Source organism: Acinetobacter lwoffii, assembly GCF_022809915.1.
GTDB classification, from domain to species: Bacteria; Pseudomonadota; Gammaproteobacteria; order Pseudomonadales; family Moraxellaceae; genus Acinetobacter; species Acinetobacter lwoffii_M.
On sequence record NZ_JALGQY010000017.1, the window covers coordinates 1 to 15,962 of the forward strand.

Genomic DNA, 15,962 nt, shown 5'->3' on the forward strand with positions numbered 1-15,962 from the left:
CATTTACTTTGAAGGTCGATTAGATGATATAATTAAAATCTAGTCAAATTTACTGACACAGAATTTTGAACGCCCTCTTCATCACAGTTTCAAGTGAGTTTTGAACGGTCATCAGTGCAGCAAGTACACATTGCTCGATGGAGTTGTTATGAATATCGATCATTACCAATCCCCCATGTCAGCTTGATAGTTTTGAGGGTTTGGTGCTGGTTGTGGATTTTCTAGTTGCTCGATCTCAGCATTGGTTTCAGCCCAATTCCATGCAGCTTTGAATGACTCCCAGCCACGTAGAACGATAATCTGGAATACACGCTCATTTGAGAGCTTTGCTTCTGCCGCCTGGTTGAAAATGATTTTTAGAGAACGGTCAGTGATGGTTTTACGTTTCTTGTTTTTCAGATCAATAAACTCTTGAGCTGTTTTTTCAGATACACCGTTTTCCATCATGAATTTTTTAGCAGAGAATTTTTTAGGTTGTTCAGGTGCGGATGCGCCTAAATTAATATCTGTAGTATTCTCTGTTGTATTCTCTGTATTAGATGCCCCTTTTGGCACATTTGATTGTTCCGTAGCGCACATTTGATTGTTCCCAACGGCACATTCAATTGCTCCATTTGGCACATTCAATTGTTCCGTATGGCACAATTGAGAGCCAGTAAGGGTTTCAGAGTATTCAATGAGCGCTTTATAAAGATTTTCGCGCTCAACACGGAAATAAACTCGAGGTGGTACGCCGCGTTTCTTCTCGGAAATAAAGCCTAAATCCTTAAGTGCTTTTCGTGCTGTGTGCTGTTCTTTTCTGGTTAATCCAGTTTCCAAGGTCCATTCGTGATGGTCCTTATAGATCCAGCCATCAGTATCCTTTGTGCGCGAAGTCCAATACACCAGTTGGGATAACATGAGCGCACCATTTACACCGCATCCAATAAAAACATAATGCTTATTGAATGCGATCGGTTGATCATTCATAGCTTCAATTAACCTAATCATTGGAATGAGTTTGCTCATGCCTCACCTCTTACAAAAACAAGCAACTCGTGACGAGCTTTAGCCACCAGGCAAGCGTGATCAAGGCATGGGTTTTGAATATTTGCTTTAAGGGCTTGCTCCAAAAGCTGAATCTTCTGGATGAGTATTTTTTCTCTAAAATTTCGTGTTAAACTATTCATGTTCAACTCCTGCTCGGTTTTGAATAAAAAGCCTGACAGCGCACGTCAGGCTTTTTCTTTACCTAAATCCCAGTGATTCCCTTCCAATCCCTCTCCAAAGCTGATGTCTGTAGACAGATCCCTTACTAAAGCTCCTAATCCCAAGCGCTCGAAAGATTTTGCTTGTAAATTAAGTACATGCCACTCACCGACGATTTCTTTCTCTAGGAGATACGCCAGGTATTGAGCAAGGTCTTTACCCTTAATTTCGGCAAGTAGTTTTGCCCGCTCATGGATTTCAGGAGACAAGCGAACATGTGTAGATTTCTTTTCAAGACTCATAAATTCACCTATGCAACTTCTTTACTGTGTTTAATTGGCTGCTTGCCAGCAGCTAAATCTCGAATTTGGTATTCACGTGCTAATGGGATTTTGTTGTTAGGCCACTGGTAAACAGCAGAAGGTTCAATTCCTAGCAAGCCGGCTAGTTCAACGCCATTAACCCCAAGCAACTTGTATGCTTCTTGTTTGGTCATTGGTATTTACTCAATAAAGTAAGATTTCTTAGTATTTAATCAAAGAAAACTTATAAAAGCAATATGTAAGATTACTTATATGGAAAAAACAACTATTGGTCAGCGCATACGTGCGCTTAGACGTTCGAAAAAATTAACTCAAGTGCAATTAGCAAAGATTGCTGGAGTGAGTTCGCCCGCTGTAACTGAGTGGGAAAAAGATAGTTATTTGCCTAAAGCGGGATCATTAGAAGCAATGGCAAATCATTTTGGGGTAACGGCTGAATACATACTGACTGGCAAAGGTGATCCTAGCGCCACGCAAAAAGAGCAGTCTAATGTGGTTCCTGTGGCACCACGCATGGCCCCTGTCTTGTCATGGGTTCAGGCAGGTACGATGACCAATGTCGAATCTGTTGACATGTCCCAGGTGGAAGAGTGGCTGCCAATTCCAGATGGTGATTGTGAAAAATGCTTTTACCTGAAAGTTCAAGGCTTGAGTAACTACCCGGAATTCCATGAAGGTGACTACATTCTTGTAGATCCGACCCTGCCATTTAGCGACATGAACTCAGGCGACATTATTGTTGTTAGAAAGTTTGATGATGCGACTTTTAAGCGGTTGGTGATTGAACCAGATGGCACTAAATACTTACAAGCAATCAACCCTGAATTTAAACCAAACATCATTCCGCTTGATCAGGATTGTGAGTTTGTTGGCGAGGTAGTGGATTGTATTCGCTATGTTTATCGAGCTAAGAAGAAGCAGCGTAAGAAGTAAAAATAAAAGCCGCTTTATGCGGCTTAATTTAATTTGGAAATGGTTATGAGTGGATTTCCAGTTTTGCAACTAAAATCCAGTTGCAAACTTTTACTAATAGGGGGAGAATACATTGACCAAAGCTGACAAACTTTTAGAACGATTTTTTAGCAACCCTCCACCCAAAAACTTTAAGTGGAATGATTTCGAAACAATGATGGCTCGGCTTGGTTTTACTCTAGAGTTTAATGGAAGGGGTAGTTCTCACTGTATTTTTTATAAAGACAATCCAAAGATTGTACTAAACTTTGTCAAACCTCATCCCAACGATGAGATCAAGGTTATATACATTAAAAAAGCTAGAGAATTTTTGAAAGATCAAGGTATTGGAGTGGAAAAATGAAAGAGACTTTTAAATATAAAGGTTTTGAAGGCTCCATGGAGTTTAGCCAAGAGGACGAATGTCTGGTTGGTGAGGTTCTATTTGTACGCTCAAAAATTATTTATATTGGCGAGACATATGCTGAACTAAAAGCTGCATTTCATGAGGCAGTAGATGCGTATTTACAACATTGTGAGGAAAAAGGAATTAATCCTGAGAGGCCTTGTAGTGGAACTTTTAACGTAAGAGTTGGCACCCAATTGCATCAAGATGCTACCAAATTGGCATATAGACATAACATTTCATTAAATGAGGTTGTTATTCATGCATTGGAAAGTTTCTTATATAAAGATCATTCAGCTAATAGCAACTTAACAGTTAATTTAAAAAATACTTCTGTCTCCATCACTGCTAACTTGTCAGATAAAAGAAAGCGCCATACAAGTTTTGTGAATTAAATTTTATTATTCTTTAGGGAGAAAAAATGAGCACATATAGAGATAAAAAAACAAACCTAACTTTAGCTATCCTTGGGGATTTAATAGAGGGATCCGAGGAGGCTATAGCCTTTCCTATTACTTTTGTGGTCGGCGGTCAAATTATTACAGGTACAATGATTAGCGAAAAAGAATTTTATAATCTTGAGGAAAATTCAGCACTAAAACATATTCATGACTTAATTATAAAGGAAAAATCTGCATTTTTTAATGAAGATGGCACATTCGTAAAAGATGATATTACAGATGAAGAAATAGAAAAAATTCCAGACACTCTTTGGCAGAGGTTTATTTATTTAAAGGATGCTAGGTATATGGCTGGAAGTTCATTTATTCCAAGTGAAGTGAATAAAGGATCTGCTATTCAGGTTCGAGCAGCAGATATAGTCGCTTTTAATTTTGGTACATTTAGCAGCTCTAAGAACGAGTAATTTTAACGCTGTTTTTGCGCTTTAACCCCTTTTCTATAATATTTTTTAACTTAGCTATCTCCGTAAGACTTATTGCACTAATTTCTATACTTGTTACACCCATAACAAACTCCACTCAACCCATCCCTGTGATGGGTTTTCTTTTGTCTATTAAAGCATAAAAAATAAGTTTTCTAAAAATAAAACTAACATTTCTTATATTTATGCTTGACACTAAAACTAAGTTTTCTTATATTTATCTCACAAACAAAGAAAAGCTCCAGCGTTGCAGCAACAACCTGGAGCGTGACCCACATACTACCTGTAAGTGAGACTATTATGACAACTAAATCCAATATTCTCAAGTCTGCATTCATTGCAGCATCAATCAGCGCGGGGATAGCAGTAGCTTACGCTTTCCAGCCTGCCAAAGTTGCTGATGATAATCCTCAAGTGGTTATCACCGCTCAAAAATATGAAGTGCTTAAACGTACTTGCCATGAAACCTGCATCGCTACTGTCAAAGCCGACGATTACAGCATCTATGTCGAGTATGCCCTAGATGATGCCTCAGTCGAGTTTCTGGACATTCTTAATGTGGTGCATTTTGACAAGACTGTTAATGCATACGTTGATCGTTATGAAATTGAAAAGATTAATGCTGCGATTGCGAAGGGAGAGCGCTGATGGATATGTCAAAAAAGCGCGACCTGATGATTGCAGTAGAAACCTTGTGCGTTCGCCCAGGTAATGCAGATGCAAAAACCATTAACGATGCTTTGGCGGGATTTCAGGAACTAATCAAGTACGTGACCGCAAATCAAATCAATGTCGTGTACACCATGGGAGATAAACCATGAACACTTACGCTCAATTCTGTGGATGTGGTGCGGCAATGCGCCCTATCAACCACATCGGAAACCAGTCTTTATTCCTGTGTCGTGATGGTCATAGCACCAAAGTAATTGACTGCAAGGTAAATGAAGATTTCACACGTGATTTGTACTTTTCAGACCTGCCAAGCTTCAAGGTTGATTCTGATCTTTCGATTGAAGATAACGTGCTGACGTTTGGTTTGTATCGTCAGATCGGTGAAAACCTGTGGGCAACGGCTGATTGTTCAATGCCTGTGTTACCTCACACGATGACGCAAATGCGTAGTCAGAATGGTGATATGCGATATGCCGAGCCAGTGGATATTGATTCTTGGTTGGTGGTGAAAGATACGCCTGTGACCTTGCTGGATGTTTGGAATTTTGAAGCTGAGGAAGGTCAGACATTTACGCTGAATGATGAGCAGATTCAGGAATTACAGCGTCTTGTGAGTGAGTACGCGGAACAACTATTTGAAGAGGTGGTTTGAGATGAATGAATGGGACCGCCTCCGCGCCAGATACTCAAGTAAAGGCCAGTATTTAAATCGCAAGGTTTTATTTAAGCGTGGTGATTTTGAAGATTTCTCGAACTGGCTTGTGGATCAAGGTGCTGAGGTTCTATCTGAGCCTAAGCAAGATGAAGCTTTGCGTTTCAAATTGAATGGTGAGCTTGGGATTGTTTACAGCAAAGGCTCTGGAAATCTACTGGCTCATGATCTTGGATACAAGTATGACCAAGATCGCGGCTATGACGTTACTCGACATAACGCAATGAATATGAACTGGAATCTGCCAGCCAAAAAGCAGATACCCGGCACACCTAAGAATGATGTGGCGACTTTTGAATATTGCTACTCGTGCAAAGACATTCAGGAACTTTGCGGTGATCAGTGTTCAGTTTGTCATAGCTACATCAAATTTTAAGGAATAAGAATATGAATGCACCAATACAACACCAAGGCCTAGTAGCTGCTCAAATTATTCAACTTGCTGAAGTTTTGGGTTTACACAATGTTGATCCGCAAGAATTAAAGCAAACACTAATCCAGACTGCATTTAAATCCGATAAGGAGATTTCAGATGCACAAATGGGCGCTCTAATGATTGTGGCGAGTCAGTACAAGTTGAATCCATGGACCAAAGAAATCTATGCATTTCCAGACAAAAATAAGGGGATTATCCCTGTGGTTGGTGTGGATGGTTGGTCCCGAATTATTAACAGCAATCCAAATCTAAATGGTATTGAATTTGCGTTCTCACCAGAATCAGTTCGTCCTAATAAGGCAAAAGTAGATTGCCCTACTTGGGTCGACTGCATCATTTACCGCAAAGATCGCGACCGCCCTACCGTTGTTCGTGAGTACCTGGATGAAGTTTATCGTGAGCCAATGGGTGCCAATGGATATGCGGGTCCTTGGCAGTCACACCCTAAACGCTTTTTGCGCCACAAGGCTTTAATTCAATGTGCGCGTTTGGCTTTTGGTTTTGTGGGTATTTACGATCAGGATGAAGCAGAGCGGATTCAAGAAAGCGGCACAATTAAAACCGTGCAAGGCCAGACTGATAATGTGATTCCAGAGGGATACCAAGAGTTTGAAAACGAGCATTTGGCCCATCTTCAAAATGAGGCGCAGTTCGGATCAAAACGATTGCAAGCGGCTTATGTAGCCCTACCAAAAGGCAACTGTAAGAATTATTTCTGGACTGCTCACTCAGTAAACCTAAAACAAGTTGCTGAACTCGCAGACCAAGCCCTAGCACGCCAAGGAGAAACCTATGACCATTCTCCAGCGTAGTGAAGATTGGCATGCGGATCGATGCGGAAAAATCACTGCAAGCCGAATCAAGGATATTGATGCCAAGCCAGTTAAAGGCAAAGCTCACAATGCTTTAACCCTGACTATTCTGACTGAGCGCCTTACTGGCGTTCAGGAGGAAACTAAAACCACAAGCCTAATGCAATGGGGTATCGATCAGGAACCTTATGCGATTGCAGCCTATGAAAATGAAACCGGTAATTTTGTAGTTGGTACAGGTCTGATTGATCATCCGGCTATCAAAATGAGTGGTGCAAGTCCTGATGGTCTGGTTGATCAAGACGGTCAATTGGAAGTGAAGTGTCCGAGCACACAAACTCATTTGAATACTGTTTTAACAGGTGAAGTTCCAAATGAATATGTGCCACAAATTACATGGCAGTTGGCCTGTACTCGTCGCAAGTGGTGTGACTTTGTGAGTTATGACCCTCGCCTGCCTGAGCATTTGCAGTTGGTGGTTATCCGGGTATTTGCAAAGGATTTGGATATCGCTGGTATTGAGCAGTCAGTTATTCGATTTAATCAAAAAGTTGACCAGATCATTTGCGAGCTGAACCCAAAGGAGGCGGCAGCATGAAAATTAAAGAAGGTGGTGGGATGGAAGATAACAAACTAGAGCCAACTGAAATTGTTCGTGGCGAAATGGGAACCTGGACACACCCGGTTTATTTAAAATACATGAATGAGCATCTGGAAAATGAAGAATACGTAAGTCGTAAAGAGTGGGAAAAATTTAAAAGTCACTTTGGTGTAGACACTGTGATGTTCTGGATGGAAAGCAGCGTTAATTCTGATGATTGGGAAATCATGATGGATGATTGCGATATCACCAAATGGGACCCGATTGCACCAAATGGCTTTTTCTTAATTGATATTAATTTTAGTGAAGATGATGCTTATGCCATTTTCGCTCGTGAAAAACGTGAAAGTGAGGTGGCGTGATGGATATTCAGAAAGAAAGAGAAGCGTTTGATGCGTACTTCAAGGATAAATACCCTGAATTACACAAGGGTGTTTTTGACGAGAATGGAGATGATCGGGCGATTATTGGCTACTCATTTGCGCTTAGTGCATGGCAAGCAGCCAAAGCCCAAGCGGTGCCGGAAGGGTTTGTTTTGGTGCCGAAAGAAAATATTTCTTGTTTTTGGCAAGACAATGATGAGCCTGAGAACTTCTGCAATTCAAACAATGATTGGGATTGCTTAGGTGATGGGATCGAAAAAGATCAAATCATGATTGTGAATAAACACACTCAAGCACATATCTCTACCGAGAAGTTCTTCGGTGTGTGGAAATTGATTGAAACCTCATACGGCACTCGATGGAAATTTGAGTTATTCAAATCGGAGTTTGAGGCTAAGCAAGCCATGATCGAAGCACAGGAGCCAACCAATGACTGAAAAATGTGTAAATACAGGGAACTGGGTTGAAATGTGCGAATTTCTTAGTGAAGTGACTCGCAATCAATATGGTGACATTCAGGGTCTAACCATGAGCAGACGTGACATTGATTCATGTCGACTTGAAATCGTAGCAGGTCGATTCAAAAAGAATCGCGTTGCTTTAAATTTCTGCCCTTTTTGTGGTGTTGATATTCGCACTGAACATAAGGAACAGGCCAATGGCTGAAATTCAATTAACAAAACTTCAGCTGGCTAACTATGTTTGCGATGAGCTGCATAAAGAAATGCCATTTGATCTGATTTTTAATCAGGACGAATTCGTACCATTTATGGAAATCATTGATGCTTCAAACCTTAATGTTGGATTTTCAGTCAAGAACATCGGTGACAAGATTCATGTCGGTGTAACAAAGGGAAATTCAAACGGTATATATCAAGCACTGAGCAGTTATATCGCAGAGCATCAGAAGCCGAAAAACTGCATCGATCAATTTATTGCTAGTGGTGAATTTGATAAGGCTTTTAAGGATGTGTTTGGTTTGCCTGAGGGTGTGGTGAAGTCTTTGGGAGAAATATCGTGAATAAATACGACTGGTCAAACGTGCCTGATCAGGTTCAGTGGATTGCAACTGACAATAATGGCGCAGTATTTGGTTATGACTCAATGCCGGAAGAAAAGGATTTTGGGAAATTCATGCACACTTCGGATTCCCTGTATTTTCCACACAATGGCTGGATGCCTGCTTACCAAGGTAACTGGCGTGAGAGCTTAGAGAAAAGACCGGAAGGTAAAAGATTGGAGGTGAATCAATGACAGCAATGGCGAACATGGGTAACTTTATTGTTGCCCTGCCACCTTCAGACATTTGGTTGACAGATGATCAGGCGGCAGAATTTTTAGGATATGGTGGTGTGTATTTCAAATCATCCATTATTTGCTTAAAAGGTTTTCCAAAACCAAGATACATTACAGAAACCACAAAAGGTCGAAGATGGAACCTTAAAAAATTATCTGACTGGCTGAGTGAAAGACCGGAAGATTTAAAAAAAGCAGTAGGCAGACCCCGCAAAATATAGCGGGGTTTTTCTTGATTAAAATATGGATTACGCCAGAATTACGCCAAAGGTATTACAAGTTATTGATTTTATATGTAGTAGTGGTGCGCCCAGCGGGACTCGAACCCACGCCACAGGCTTCGGAGACCTGTACTCTATCCAGTTGAGCTATGAGCGCATCTTTTTTGGATCGCGCACATCATAACAAAAAAAAGCATAAGGTAAAGCAACTATCTCTAACTTCATCATTTTTATGCTTAAGCTTTATACAATGTTCCAAAACAGCAACACAGAATTGCGTGTGAATCACTTGGCTTATTTTGCGAGATCACTCACAATATCTCAACTTTTCACCATTTGAGATATTCATGACTGATGCACTGATCTTAAGGGATGTGTCAAAGACCTATCGCAATGGCTTTCAGGCATTGAAAGGAATTAACTTAAATGTACCAGAAGGTGAATTTTATGCGCTATTGGGTCCTAATGGCGCAGGAAAATCTACTACCATCGGTATTATCAGCTCATTAACAAAAAAAACCTCCGGTACAGTCGAAATTTTTGGTCATAATCTGGATACCCACCCCTCTCAGGCCAAACAGTGCCTAGGCGTAGTGCCTCAGGAATTCAACTTTGCCCAGTTTGAAAAAACCTTTGATATTTTGGTGACTCAGGCAGGCTATTACGGCATTCCTAAAAAAATTGCACAGGAACGGGCGGAGCTTTATCTGACCAAACTGGGTTTATGGGAAAAACGTTCCACTCAGGCCCGCATGTTATCCGGCGGGATGAAACGTCGCCTGATGATTGCGCGCGCCATGATGCACGAACCGAAACTGCTAATTCTGGATGAACCGACGGCAGGCGTTGATATCGAGTTGCGTCGTTCGATGTGGGAATTTTTAAACGAGATGAATGAAAAAGGCACCTCTATCATTCTGACCACGCATTATCTAGAAGAAGCGGAAATGCTGTGTCGCCGCATTGCGATTATCGATCGCGGTGTGATTAAAGAAGACACCACCATGAAAAGCTTCCTAAGTCAGCTCAATGAAGAATCGTTTATTTTTGATCTGGCCGAACCGATTGAACCTTTGCATCTGGATATCATCGGCGTGCGATTTAACCTGATCGATCCGATGACCTTAGAAATTACCATGGACAAGGCACATACCATGAATGATCTGTTCCAGTTACTGGAATCACAGAATATTCAGGTACGCAGTATGCGCAATAAATCCAATCGTCTGGAAGAACTTTTTGTGAAAATGGTCGAGAAAAATCTGGATGGAGCTACGCAATGAACATTAATCAACTCAGCGTAGCTTTATATACCATTATCTATAAAGAAGTGCGTCGCTTTATGCGCATCTGGCCACAAACCTTGTTGCCACCTGCAATCACCATGAGCCTGTACTTTGTGATCTTCGGTAATCTGGTCGGTTCACGCATTGGAGAAATGGGCGGCTATAGTTATATGGAGTTCATTGTGCCTGGTCTGATTATGATGGCCGTGATCACCAACAGCTATGCCAACGTTTCATCTAGCTTCTTCAGCTCAAAATTCCAGAAAAGTATTGAAGAACTGATCATGAGTCCGGTACCGATGCATGCCATTTTATGGGGTCATGTATTGGGCGGTGTGATTCGTGGCATATTAGTTGCGATTATTGTCAGTGCCGTGAGCTTATTTTTTGCCGATTTATACATCACCAACTGGTTTGTGACTATATATACAGTCTTGATTACTTCCCTGCTGTTTTCCTTGGGTGGTTTTATCAATGCCGTCTATGCCAAATCTTTCGATGATATCTCGATCATCCCGACTTTTGTTTTAACACCACTGACCTATTTAGGTGGTGTGTTTTATGCTATTTCGAGCTTAAGCCCATTCTGGCAAAATTTATCTTTAATTAATCCTGTCGTGTATATGGTCAATGCGTTCCGCTATGGCATTTTAGGACATAGCGATGTCAATGTTGCCATTTCACTGACAGTGATTACCTTATGTTGCGCCGTGCTGTATGCAGTGGCCTATCATTTACTCTCCCGTGGTTCAGGAATGCGTGAATAATGAGTGTAGAACAATCTCTCCTTGGTAAAGACACCAATTACCCGACAGAATATCAGCCTGATGTTCTGTTTCCGATTTCGCGCGCGCCTGCCCGTGAACAATACGCACATGTCGAAGCGATTCAGCAAGGTGCAGACTGGTGGCATGTATTTGAAATTTCCTGGTTAAATTCAACCGGTGTGCCGCAAGTGGCTATTGGCCGCATTAGCTTGCCAGCGTCTTCGCCGAATCTGATTGAATCCAAATCCTTAAAACTGTATTTCAATAGCCTGAATTTTGCCAAGTTTGAATCTCAAGATGCCTTTATCACGACGGTCGAAAAAGATTTATCTGCTGCGGCTGAAGCTGAAGTTAAACTGCAATTGTTTCAGGTCGATGAATTAGAGATCAGCAAGCCGGAAGGCATCTGCATTGACGAGCTGACACCTGAGCGCCTAGAAAATCATCCAGATGCCAGTTTATTGGCTTTGGATTCGGATGATGCTGCAGAAGGTGAAATCCAGCTGTATTCACATTTACTCAGAAGTAACTGCCCAGTCACTGGCCAGCCGGACTGGGGAACAGTTTTTATACGTTATCAAGGTAAAAAACCTTGTTATAAGAGTATTTTAGCTTATATTATTTCCTACCGTCAGCATAATGGGTTCCACGAACAATGTGTGGAGCAGATGTTTGCCGATATCTGGCAGCAACTGAAACCGGAAAAGCTGATGGTCTACGCAACCTATACACGCCGTGGTGGATTGGATATCAACCCTTGCCGTGTATCGGATTTAACATGGATGCCTCGCCCTATTCGTTTAGCGCGACAATAAAAAACATTGAGGTTGAACAATGCCATTTTTTGGGTTTATTCCTTCTGCAGAGCTTTTAAATACAATTCAGACTGCACAAAAAAACAAAAATTCAAGTGAGCCGCTTTACCCATTGCGTGATAAAACCGCATTAATGATTAATGATGAAATTATTGATGCGATTCTTACCGAGCTGGTGCGTCGCTTTCCTGCCAGCGATAAACGTGATACTGCGGAAAAACTGGCTGGCTATATCAAGTCGACTGTTGCGGTTTTACTGAAGCAGCTATTGAGTAAAGCGCCGAACGATGTGGTCAGAGAGTCAATTGCATTCTCTGAGCGCAGTCTGTTTAAAGATCCTGAAGGACATTTCCGCATTGGTGAATCACTGGATGCCAGTCTGGTGACGAATTTAAAACATCATTACGCAGAACTTAAAGCCGGTCAGACTATTAATAAACAAGCGTTCAGCAACCTGTACAAGCAATTTGGTGAAGCGACAGTACGACATTTTATGGTCGACTTTAATAAAACCCTGGATCTTGGCATGATCAAACGCAAGGCAGCAGATATTGGCGCATCTGCAGTGATCAAGGCCATCAATATGGCAGCAGATAAAATCATTCTGAATTTGAATAAAGATGAGCTGCGCGCCATGGCCGAATATCACGACACTTTGTTCTATACAGAATAGTTCAAGATTTTCTACAAATCTTGAGGAATTAGCCTGACTTCGGTCAGGCTTTTTTATGATCAGTGAAATAGCTTGTTACAGATAAGCGACTCTATAAGACAAACTGCCGTAAAAATAGCCAATCCATCGCTATTTTTGTATAAGCGGCTAGGTCTCTTATTCATCCGAATGTTATCTTTAATCTGGCACTTTAAGCCTCACGATTGAAAAAATTTTATCAATCTTTTTCATGGCATGATTCAAATGACATCGCCAGCAACTCATCAAAAAAACTGGAAATCGTAGCAAGATGTTGAAATCGGATTTTTATAAAAAGTTTAAGCAGCTTTCAATCGCACTTACCGCATTTGGTCTCAGCAGTTTGAGTCTGGCCAACGATTTCCAATATCACCCTTCTTATGCCGCTTTTAAGCAGAATGCCATGCAGAGCTATGGGCTAAGTGCCCAGCAAGTAGATTCCGCCATGAGTGGGACGCGTAACCTGCCCAATATCATCAATATCATGAATCGCCCAGGCGAAAGTAAGCCTTGGTATTCATATAAGACTAACTTTCTGGCTGAATCTACTATTCAGCGCGGCGTACGCTTTAAACAGCAATATGCAGAAACGCTTAACCGTGCTGAACAGCAGTTTGGTGTACCGCAATCGATCATTCTGGGCATTTTAGGTGTAGAAACCGGTTTTGGTAGCAACAAGGGCTCTTTTGTCACTCGTGACGCTCTGGCAACCTTAGGGTTTGGCTATGAACGTCGTGCCCAATATTTTCAGGATGAACTGGCTGCTTTAATTGCCTGGTCATATAGAGATGGTGTTGCCACCTCTTCTGTGGTGGGTTCGTATGCCGGCGCTGTTGGCTATCCGCAGTTTATGCCAAGCAACATTCCAAAATTCGGCGTGGACTACGATGGCAATGGTCATATTGACCTCCGTAATTCAGCAGTGGATGCAATAGGTTCGATTGCCAACTATCTGGCACAGCATGGCTGGCAGCGTAATCAGCCGATTGCCTTTCCGGCACGTTATACCGGTTCAAATCCAGATGCAGTAATTGCCAAAGATCTCACCCAGCCTATCCCTTATGGTGTACTCAAAACTCAAGGCATCAGCCCAATGAATCCAATCGTAAAAATTGACGATCTGGATCTGGTCAATGTAATTCAATTACAAGAGAATTATGGCTCGATTTACTATATCACTTATCCAAATTTTCAAGTGATTACCACTTATAATCGCAGCCGTATGTATGCTACTGCTTTGTGGTTATTAGGTACCGAAATTACCAGCCGTTAACACTAAAAATTAATACAAGTTATGAAAGTCAACATTTTTATGGGTTAATTTGTACGTATTTTAAGCATTTTTAATATTATGTTACAATATTGATTATTTTTTGATCAATCATTGTTTATTTTGCGTTCTTTTTTTAACTATTTTAATTAAACACTAGACAGGGTATTGCCGGCATGAATATTATCCATTTCGTTAAATGTAGTTGCATAAGTTAAATATCAGGCATGTTTATATGGTTTTTCAGCCATTTATGAACAACCAATAGATATGCTGTTAGGAGTTGATTCGATGCATTCTTCAATTTTGAAGTCTTTTATGGCCATTGCCACGATCGTCACGCTGACGCAATCGCAGGCAGATATGGTTCCGTCATCTTCATTCACCAATGAAAATGACAATTCGCGTCTTGCCACGCGAGTACTCAATAAAGAAGCTCAAAGCTTCAATTCAAATTTCACAAATTTGAACAGCCTTTCAATCACTGAGCGTTCTGGCGATAAAGTTCGCCGTGAAACCATTGCAGCGAAAATTGAACTTCCTGCAGAAGAGCCTTCAGTGATTGAAAAACTGAATACAGTGGCTTCTAATACTGTACGTAAATTCAGTCAGACAGGTACAGCGTCTTGGTATGGTCGTCAATTCCACGGCCGTAAAACTGCAAGCGGTGAAACCTTTGACATGAACGCAATGACGGCTGCTCATCGTAGCCTGCCATTGAACTGCTATATTCGCGTAACTAACCGCAATAACGGCAAGAGCGTTGTGGTTAAAGTAAATGACCGTGGTCCTTTCCATGGCAACCGTGTTGTTGATTTATCTTACGGTGCTGCGAAACAGTTAGGTATTACCAGTGCCGGTACTGCAAAAGTCAGTATTGAACGTGTCGCTGGTCCAAATTCTTAAGATTTGACCTGCAACACATTTAACAAAAGCCACAGTAATGTGGCTTTTTTATTGTGCTCATTTTTACAGAAGAATATAAACGCCTCTGCTCAGCACTATCTTAAAGTTCTTTCAATAAAATTTTGGTAGGCTCATCCTGCCTAATAAAATCCCTTTACCTGCATGATTAACTTTTGACCATATCCGGATTCTGCTTTATATTTCCAGATAAGCAAAACATGTTCATGGAATGGAGCGAAGAATGAAAACAATATCTGAATGGTTTGATGAATATAGTGACAGCCATCAAAATAAAACCAATAAGCTGATTCACTGGGTTTGCGTACCGACCATCTATTTTTCGATTATTGGCATTCTAGCGCATTTCAGCGCTTTGCTGACTACCCTGCTACTGGTTTTGGCTTTTATCTTCTATGCACGCCTAGATCTTGTTTTGGCAGTAGCGATGGCTGTATTAACGTTGGTGATGGCTTGGCTCATCTGGATTCTGCCAGTCGGTACCGGTTTCTTTATTGCCCTGTTTGTCTTAGCCTGGATTGGCCAATTTTATGGGCACAAAGTGGAAGGTAAAAAGCCTTCGTTCTTCAAAGACCTCCAATTCCTCCTCATTGGCCCAATTTGGTGCATGGATGCCTATTTAGGTAAAATCCTACCGAACTGGAAATCGCGCCATAACAGCGCAATTATGAGCGTTTAAACGCCATATTCGATTTATCCAATTGGAAGAACCTTATTGATAGGTTCTTCCTTGATGTTTTAACCAGCCATCGACATGTTTTCGCGCAGGGTCATGATGCGTCCAGTGAATCACCCCGCCCTTGTCACTGTATTCATATTCTCCATAAAACTCGACCTGATCCTGTTTTTGAATACTCTGAATACGCGGTGCCAGATCGATATTATGTGCAACCAGTACAGTTTGGCCATTTGGTAATTCGAGGATAAACTTTTGATGGCGCGATCCTTCATGATCATCTGGCAAAACGGCAATCACCTGCCCGCTTGAACGCACTTGTAGATCACTCTGGCGCTGTTGAAACGCCCGTGCAATTCGGTCCAAATCATCAGTCGTTTGAGAGGGTACTAAATTAGGCTCTGAATCAAGCGTTTCAGTTGTAGTATCAGATGCGGATGGAATAAGTGGTTGGGATTGTTGTAGATCCAGGCCCAGATAAGCAGCAATCAACAGTGCAATGACTGCACCGATGCTCAGATTGGTTTTATTTGGCATTTTTATAACTTTTTTATTAAATGATGAATACATGATCTGAGCTCTATCACCAAACCCAAATCCTATTCTTGAATTGCTGATGAAGAATAAATCAACATAAAAAAGCCCCATC

General features: G+C 41.3%; 28 protein-coding genes and 1 tRNA gene. 23 read left to right on the forward strand and 6 right to left on the reverse strand.

Annotation, left to right across the window (positions count from 1 at the left end):
• Nucleotides 1-162 precede the first annotated feature (162 nt).
• The 4 genes from MTX11_RS09895 to MTX11_RS09910 are packed head-to-tail and all read right to left on the reverse strand — an operon-like array spanning nt 163 to nt 1,684.
• Nucleotides 163-1,008, reverse strand: coding sequence for a DNA-binding protein (locus MTX11_RS09895; RefSeq protein ID WP_243475022.1), 846 nt, complete (start codon nt 1,006-1,008; stop codon nt 163-165).
• A complete protein-coding gene (locus MTX11_RS09900; protein WP_243475023.1) occupies nt 1,005-1,169 on the reverse strand; it encodes a hypothetical protein in 165 nt (54 codons plus the stop codon). Before MTX11_RS09900 ends, MTX11_RS09895 begins: the two co-directional genes overlap by 4 nt.
• Before the next feature lie 45 nt (nt 1,170-1,214).
• Nucleotides 1,215-1,490 (reverse strand): type II toxin-antitoxin system HicB family antitoxin, encoded by a 276-nt coding sequence (locus MTX11_RS09905; protein ID WP_243475024.1) that lies wholly within the window; start codon nt 1,488-1,490, stop codon nt 1,215-1,217.
• Between the two features lie 8 nt (nt 1,491-1,498).
• Nucleotides 1,499-1,684: a Cro/CI family transcriptional regulator gene (locus tag MTX11_RS09910; protein WP_005103769.1), complete on the reverse strand. Its 186-nt coding sequence runs from the start codon at nt 1,682-1,684 to the stop codon at nt 1,499-1,501.
• A gap of 79 nt (nt 1,685-1,763) precedes the next feature.
• Here MTX11_RS09910 and MTX11_RS09915 point away from each other — a divergent pair, with 79 nt between their 5' ends.
• The 16 genes from MTX11_RS09915 to MTX11_RS09990 all read left to right on the forward strand — a co-directional run bounded on the left by MTX11_RS09915 (nt 1,764) and on the right by MTX11_RS09990 (nt 8,884).
• Nucleotides 1,764-2,444 (forward strand): LexA family protein, encoded by a 681-nt coding sequence (locus tag MTX11_RS09915; RefSeq protein ID WP_243475025.1) that lies wholly within the window; start codon nt 1,764-1,766, stop codon nt 2,442-2,444.
• A gap of 112 nt (nt 2,445-2,556) precedes the next feature.
• Entirely contained in the window at nt 2,557-2,826 is a 270-nt protein-coding gene (locus MTX11_RS09920) for a type II toxin-antitoxin system HicA family toxin (RefSeq protein WP_034703035.1), read from the forward strand.
• Nucleotides 2,823-3,263, forward strand: coding sequence for a type II toxin-antitoxin system HicB family antitoxin (locus MTX11_RS09925; RefSeq protein ID WP_243475026.1), 441 nt, complete (start codon nt 2,823-2,825; stop codon nt 3,261-3,263). Before MTX11_RS09920 ends, MTX11_RS09925 begins: the two co-directional genes overlap by 4 nt.
• A 26-nt stretch (nt 3,264-3,289) precedes the next feature.
• Nucleotides 3,290-3,733, forward strand: coding sequence for a hypothetical protein (locus tag MTX11_RS09930; protein WP_243475027.1), 444 nt, complete (start codon nt 3,290-3,292; stop codon nt 3,731-3,733).
• Between the two features lie 318 nt (nt 3,734-4,051).
• Complete coding sequence (locus tag MTX11_RS09935; protein ID WP_243475028.1) at nt 4,052-4,399, forward strand: hypothetical protein; 348 nt, start codon at nt 4,052-4,054, stop codon at nt 4,397-4,399.
• Nucleotides 4,399-4,572, forward strand: coding sequence for a hypothetical protein (locus MTX11_RS09940; RefSeq protein ID WP_243475029.1), 174 nt, complete (start codon nt 4,399-4,401; stop codon nt 4,570-4,572). Before MTX11_RS09935 ends, MTX11_RS09940 begins: the two co-directional genes overlap by 1 nt.
• Nucleotides 4,569-5,075 carry a hypothetical protein gene (locus MTX11_RS09945; protein ID WP_243475030.1) on the forward strand — a complete coding sequence of 169 codons (507 nt, stop codon included), beginning with the start codon at nt 4,569-4,571 and terminating at the stop codon, nt 5,073-5,075. The genes MTX11_RS09940 and MTX11_RS09945 overlap by 4 nt, the downstream gene beginning before the upstream one ends.
• Before the next feature lies 1 nt (nt 5,076).
• Nucleotides 5,077-5,511 (forward strand): hypothetical protein, encoded by a 435-nt coding sequence (locus tag MTX11_RS09950; RefSeq protein ID WP_243475031.1) that lies wholly within the window; start codon nt 5,077-5,079, stop codon nt 5,509-5,511.
• 11 nt (nt 5,512-5,522) lie between these two features.
• Nucleotides 5,523-6,383: a phage recombination protein Bet gene (gene bet, locus MTX11_RS09955; protein ID WP_243475032.1), complete on the forward strand. Its 861-nt coding sequence runs from the start codon at nt 5,523-5,525 to the stop codon at nt 6,381-6,383.
• Nucleotides 6,364-6,981, forward strand: a complete 618-nt coding sequence (locus tag MTX11_RS09960; protein ID WP_243475033.1) for a lambda exonuclease family protein — start codon at nt 6,364-6,366, stop codon at nt 6,979-6,981. Before bet ends, MTX11_RS09960 begins: the two co-directional genes overlap by 20 nt.
• Nucleotides 6,978-7,346, forward strand: coding sequence for a hypothetical protein (locus tag MTX11_RS09965; protein WP_243475034.1), 369 nt, complete (start codon nt 6,978-6,980; stop codon nt 7,344-7,346). The genes MTX11_RS09960 and MTX11_RS09965 overlap by 4 nt, the downstream gene beginning before the upstream one ends.
• Complete coding sequence (locus MTX11_RS09970) at nt 7,346-7,804, forward strand: hypothetical protein (RefSeq protein WP_243475035.1); 459 nt, start codon at nt 7,346-7,348, stop codon at nt 7,802-7,804. The genes MTX11_RS09965 and MTX11_RS09970 overlap by 1 nt, the downstream gene beginning before the upstream one ends.
• On the forward strand, nt 7,797-8,033 hold the full coding sequence (locus MTX11_RS09975; RefSeq protein ID WP_243475036.1) for a hypothetical protein: 237 nt from the start codon (nt 7,797-7,799) through the stop codon (nt 8,031-8,033). The genes MTX11_RS09970 and MTX11_RS09975 overlap by 8 nt, the downstream gene beginning before the upstream one ends.
• Nucleotides 8,026-8,388 carry a hypothetical protein gene (locus MTX11_RS09980; protein ID WP_243475037.1) on the forward strand — a complete coding sequence of 121 codons (363 nt, stop codon included), beginning with the start codon at nt 8,026-8,028 and terminating at the stop codon, nt 8,386-8,388. The genes MTX11_RS09975 and MTX11_RS09980 overlap by 8 nt, the downstream gene beginning before the upstream one ends.
• A complete protein-coding gene (locus MTX11_RS09985; RefSeq protein WP_243475038.1) occupies nt 8,385-8,621 on the forward strand; it encodes a hypothetical protein in 237 nt (78 codons plus the stop codon). Before MTX11_RS09980 ends, MTX11_RS09985 begins: the two co-directional genes overlap by 4 nt.
• Nucleotides 8,618-8,884 carry a hypothetical protein gene (locus tag MTX11_RS09990; protein ID WP_005236648.1) on the forward strand — a complete coding sequence of 89 codons (267 nt, stop codon included), beginning with the start codon at nt 8,618-8,620 and terminating at the stop codon, nt 8,882-8,884. The genes MTX11_RS09985 and MTX11_RS09990 overlap by 4 nt, the downstream gene beginning before the upstream one ends.
• 81 nt (nt 8,885-8,965) lie before the next feature.
• Here the strand turns inward: MTX11_RS09990 and MTX11_RS09995 are convergent.
• Nucleotides 8,966-9,041: transfer RNA gene (locus MTX11_RS09995), tRNA-Arg, on the reverse strand.
• Nucleotides 9,042-9,231: 190 nt separating this feature from the next.
• On the opposite strand from MTX11_RS09995, the gene MTX11_RS10000 reads away from it, so the two are divergent.
• The 7 genes from MTX11_RS10000 (at nt 9,232) to MTX11_RS10030 (ending at nt 15,316) form a co-directional block, all read left to right on the forward strand.
• The gene (locus MTX11_RS10000; protein ID WP_243475039.1) at nt 9,232-10,167 is read left to right on the forward strand and encodes an ABC transporter ATP-binding protein; all 936 of its coding nucleotides are present in this window, start codon (nt 9,232-9,234) and stop codon (nt 10,165-10,167) included.
• Nucleotides 10,164-10,937: an ABC transporter permease gene (locus MTX11_RS10005; protein WP_004279041.1), complete on the forward strand. Its 774-nt coding sequence runs from the start codon at nt 10,164-10,166 to the stop codon at nt 10,935-10,937. The genes MTX11_RS10000 and MTX11_RS10005 overlap by 4 nt, the downstream gene beginning before the upstream one ends.
• The gene (gene queF, locus MTX11_RS10010; RefSeq protein WP_004279042.1) at nt 10,937-11,752 is read left to right on the forward strand and encodes an NADPH-dependent 7-cyano-7-deazaguanine reductase QueF; all 816 of its coding nucleotides are present in this window, start codon (nt 10,937-10,939) and stop codon (nt 11,750-11,752) included. Before MTX11_RS10005 ends, queF begins: the two co-directional genes overlap by 1 nt.
• Before the next feature lie 19 nt (nt 11,753-11,771).
• Nucleotides 11,772-12,425 (forward strand): hypothetical protein, encoded by a 654-nt coding sequence (locus tag MTX11_RS10015; RefSeq protein WP_243475040.1) that lies wholly within the window; start codon nt 11,772-11,774, stop codon nt 12,423-12,425.
• 289 nt (nt 12,426-12,714) lie between these two features.
• Nucleotides 12,715-13,716, forward strand: a complete 1,002-nt coding sequence (mltB, locus tag MTX11_RS10020; protein ID WP_243475041.1) for a lytic murein transglycosylase B — start codon at nt 12,715-12,717, stop codon at nt 13,714-13,716.
• Nucleotides 13,717-14,004: 288 nt separating this feature from the next.
• A complete protein-coding gene (locus tag MTX11_RS10025) occupies nt 14,005-14,619 on the forward strand; it encodes a septal ring lytic transglycosylase RlpA family protein (protein ID WP_004279046.1) in 615 nt (204 codons plus the stop codon).
• 241 nt (nt 14,620-14,860) lie between these two features.
• On the forward strand, nt 14,861-15,316 hold the full coding sequence (locus MTX11_RS10030) for an Mpo1 family 2-hydroxy fatty acid dioxygenase (RefSeq protein WP_005106461.1): 456 nt from the start codon (nt 14,861-14,863) through the stop codon (nt 15,314-15,316).
• Nucleotides 15,317-15,349: 33 nt separating this feature from the next.
• Here MTX11_RS10030 and MTX11_RS10035 read toward each other — a convergent pair whose 3' ends face one another.
• Nucleotides 15,350-15,850 carry a DUF3465 domain-containing protein gene (locus MTX11_RS10035; protein WP_026055722.1) on the reverse strand — a complete coding sequence of 167 codons (501 nt, stop codon included), beginning with the start codon at nt 15,848-15,850 and terminating at the stop codon, nt 15,350-15,352.
• Nucleotides 15,851-15,962 lie beyond the last annotated feature (112 nt).

What these genes read in the sequence shown, in the direction of transcription:
- MTX11_RS09945 (WP_243475030.1), top strand. Translation starts at nt 4,569, where the DNA reads ATGAACACTTACGCTCAATTCTGTGGATGTGGTGCGGCAATGCGCCCT.
- MTX11_RS09960 (WP_243475033.1), top strand. Translation starts at nt 6,364, where the DNA reads ATGACCATTCTCCAGCGTAGTGAAGATTGGCATGCGGATCGATGCGGA.
- MTX11_RS10015 (WP_243475040.1), top strand. Translation starts at nt 11,772, where the DNA reads ATGCCATTTTTTGGGTTTATTCCTTCTGCAGAGCTTTTAAATACAATT.
- MTX11_RS09965 (WP_243475034.1), top strand. Translation starts at nt 6,978, where the DNA reads ATGAAAATTAAAGAAGGTGGTGGGATGGAAGATAACAAACTAGAGCCA.
- MTX11_RS09990 (WP_005236648.1), top strand. Translation starts at nt 8,618, where the DNA reads ATGACAGCAATGGCGAACATGGGTAACTTTATTGTTGCCCTGCCACCT.
- MTX11_RS10030 (WP_005106461.1), top strand. Translation starts at nt 14,861, where the DNA reads ATGAAAACAATATCTGAATGGTTTGATGAATATAGTGACAGCCATCAA.
- MTX11_RS09915 (WP_243475025.1), top strand. Translation starts at nt 1,764, where the DNA reads ATGGAAAAAACAACTATTGGTCAGCGCATACGTGCGCTTAGACGTTCG.
- MTX11_RS10035 (WP_026055722.1), bottom strand. Translation starts at nt 15,850, where the DNA reads ATGCCAAATAAAACCAATCTGAGCATCGGTGCAGTCATTGCACTGTTG.
- MTX11_RS09940 (WP_243475029.1), top strand. Translation starts at nt 4,399, where the DNA reads ATGGATATGTCAAAAAAGCGCGACCTGATGATTGCAGTAGAAACCTTG.
- MTX11_RS09975 (WP_243475036.1), top strand. Translation starts at nt 7,797, where the DNA reads ATGACTGAAAAATGTGTAAATACAGGGAACTGGGTTGAAATGTGCGAA.
- MTX11_RS09910 (WP_005103769.1), bottom strand. Translation starts at nt 1,684, where the DNA reads ATGACCAAACAAGAAGCATACAAGTTGCTTGGGGTTAATGGCGTTGAA.
- MTX11_RS10000 (WP_243475039.1), top strand. Translation starts at nt 9,232, where the DNA reads ATGACTGATGCACTGATCTTAAGGGATGTGTCAAAGACCTATCGCAAT.
- MTX11_RS09905 (WP_243475024.1), bottom strand. Translation starts at nt 1,490, where the DNA reads ATGAGTCTTGAAAAGAAATCTACACATGTTCGCTTGTCTCCTGAAATC.
- MTX11_RS09930 (WP_243475027.1), top strand. Translation starts at nt 3,290, where the DNA reads ATGAGCACATATAGAGATAAAAAAACAAACCTAACTTTAGCTATCCTT.
- bet (WP_243475032.1), top strand. Translation starts at nt 5,523, where the DNA reads ATGAATGCACCAATACAACACCAAGGCCTAGTAGCTGCTCAAATTATT.
- MTX11_RS09900 (WP_243475023.1), bottom strand. Translation starts at nt 1,169, where the DNA reads ATGAATAGTTTAACACGAAATTTTAGAGAAAAAATACTCATCCAGAAG.
- MTX11_RS09980 (WP_243475037.1), top strand. Translation starts at nt 8,026, where the DNA reads ATGGCTGAAATTCAATTAACAAAACTTCAGCTGGCTAACTATGTTTGC.
- MTX11_RS10005 (WP_004279041.1), top strand. Translation starts at nt 10,164, where the DNA reads ATGAACATTAATCAACTCAGCGTAGCTTTATATACCATTATCTATAAA.
- MTX11_RS09895 (WP_243475022.1), bottom strand. Translation starts at nt 1,008, where the DNA reads ATGAGCAAACTCATTCCAATGATTAGGTTAATTGAAGCTATGAATGAT.
- mltB (WP_243475041.1), top strand. Translation starts at nt 12,715, where the DNA reads ATGTTGAAATCGGATTTTTATAAAAAGTTTAAGCAGCTTTCAATCGCA.
- queF (WP_004279042.1), top strand. Translation starts at nt 10,937, where the DNA reads ATGAGTGTAGAACAATCTCTCCTTGGTAAAGACACCAATTACCCGACA.
- MTX11_RS10025 (WP_004279046.1), top strand. Translation starts at nt 14,005, where the DNA reads ATGCATTCTTCAATTTTGAAGTCTTTTATGGCCATTGCCACGATCGTC.
- MTX11_RS09950 (WP_243475031.1), top strand. Translation starts at nt 5,077, where the DNA reads ATGAATGAATGGGACCGCCTCCGCGCCAGATACTCAAGTAAAGGCCAG.
- MTX11_RS09970 (WP_243475035.1), top strand. Translation starts at nt 7,346, where the DNA reads ATGGATATTCAGAAAGAAAGAGAAGCGTTTGATGCGTACTTCAAGGAT.
- MTX11_RS09925 (WP_243475026.1), top strand. Translation starts at nt 2,823, where the DNA reads ATGAAAGAGACTTTTAAATATAAAGGTTTTGAAGGCTCCATGGAGTTT.
- MTX11_RS09935 (WP_243475028.1), top strand. Translation starts at nt 4,052, where the DNA reads ATGACAACTAAATCCAATATTCTCAAGTCTGCATTCATTGCAGCATCA.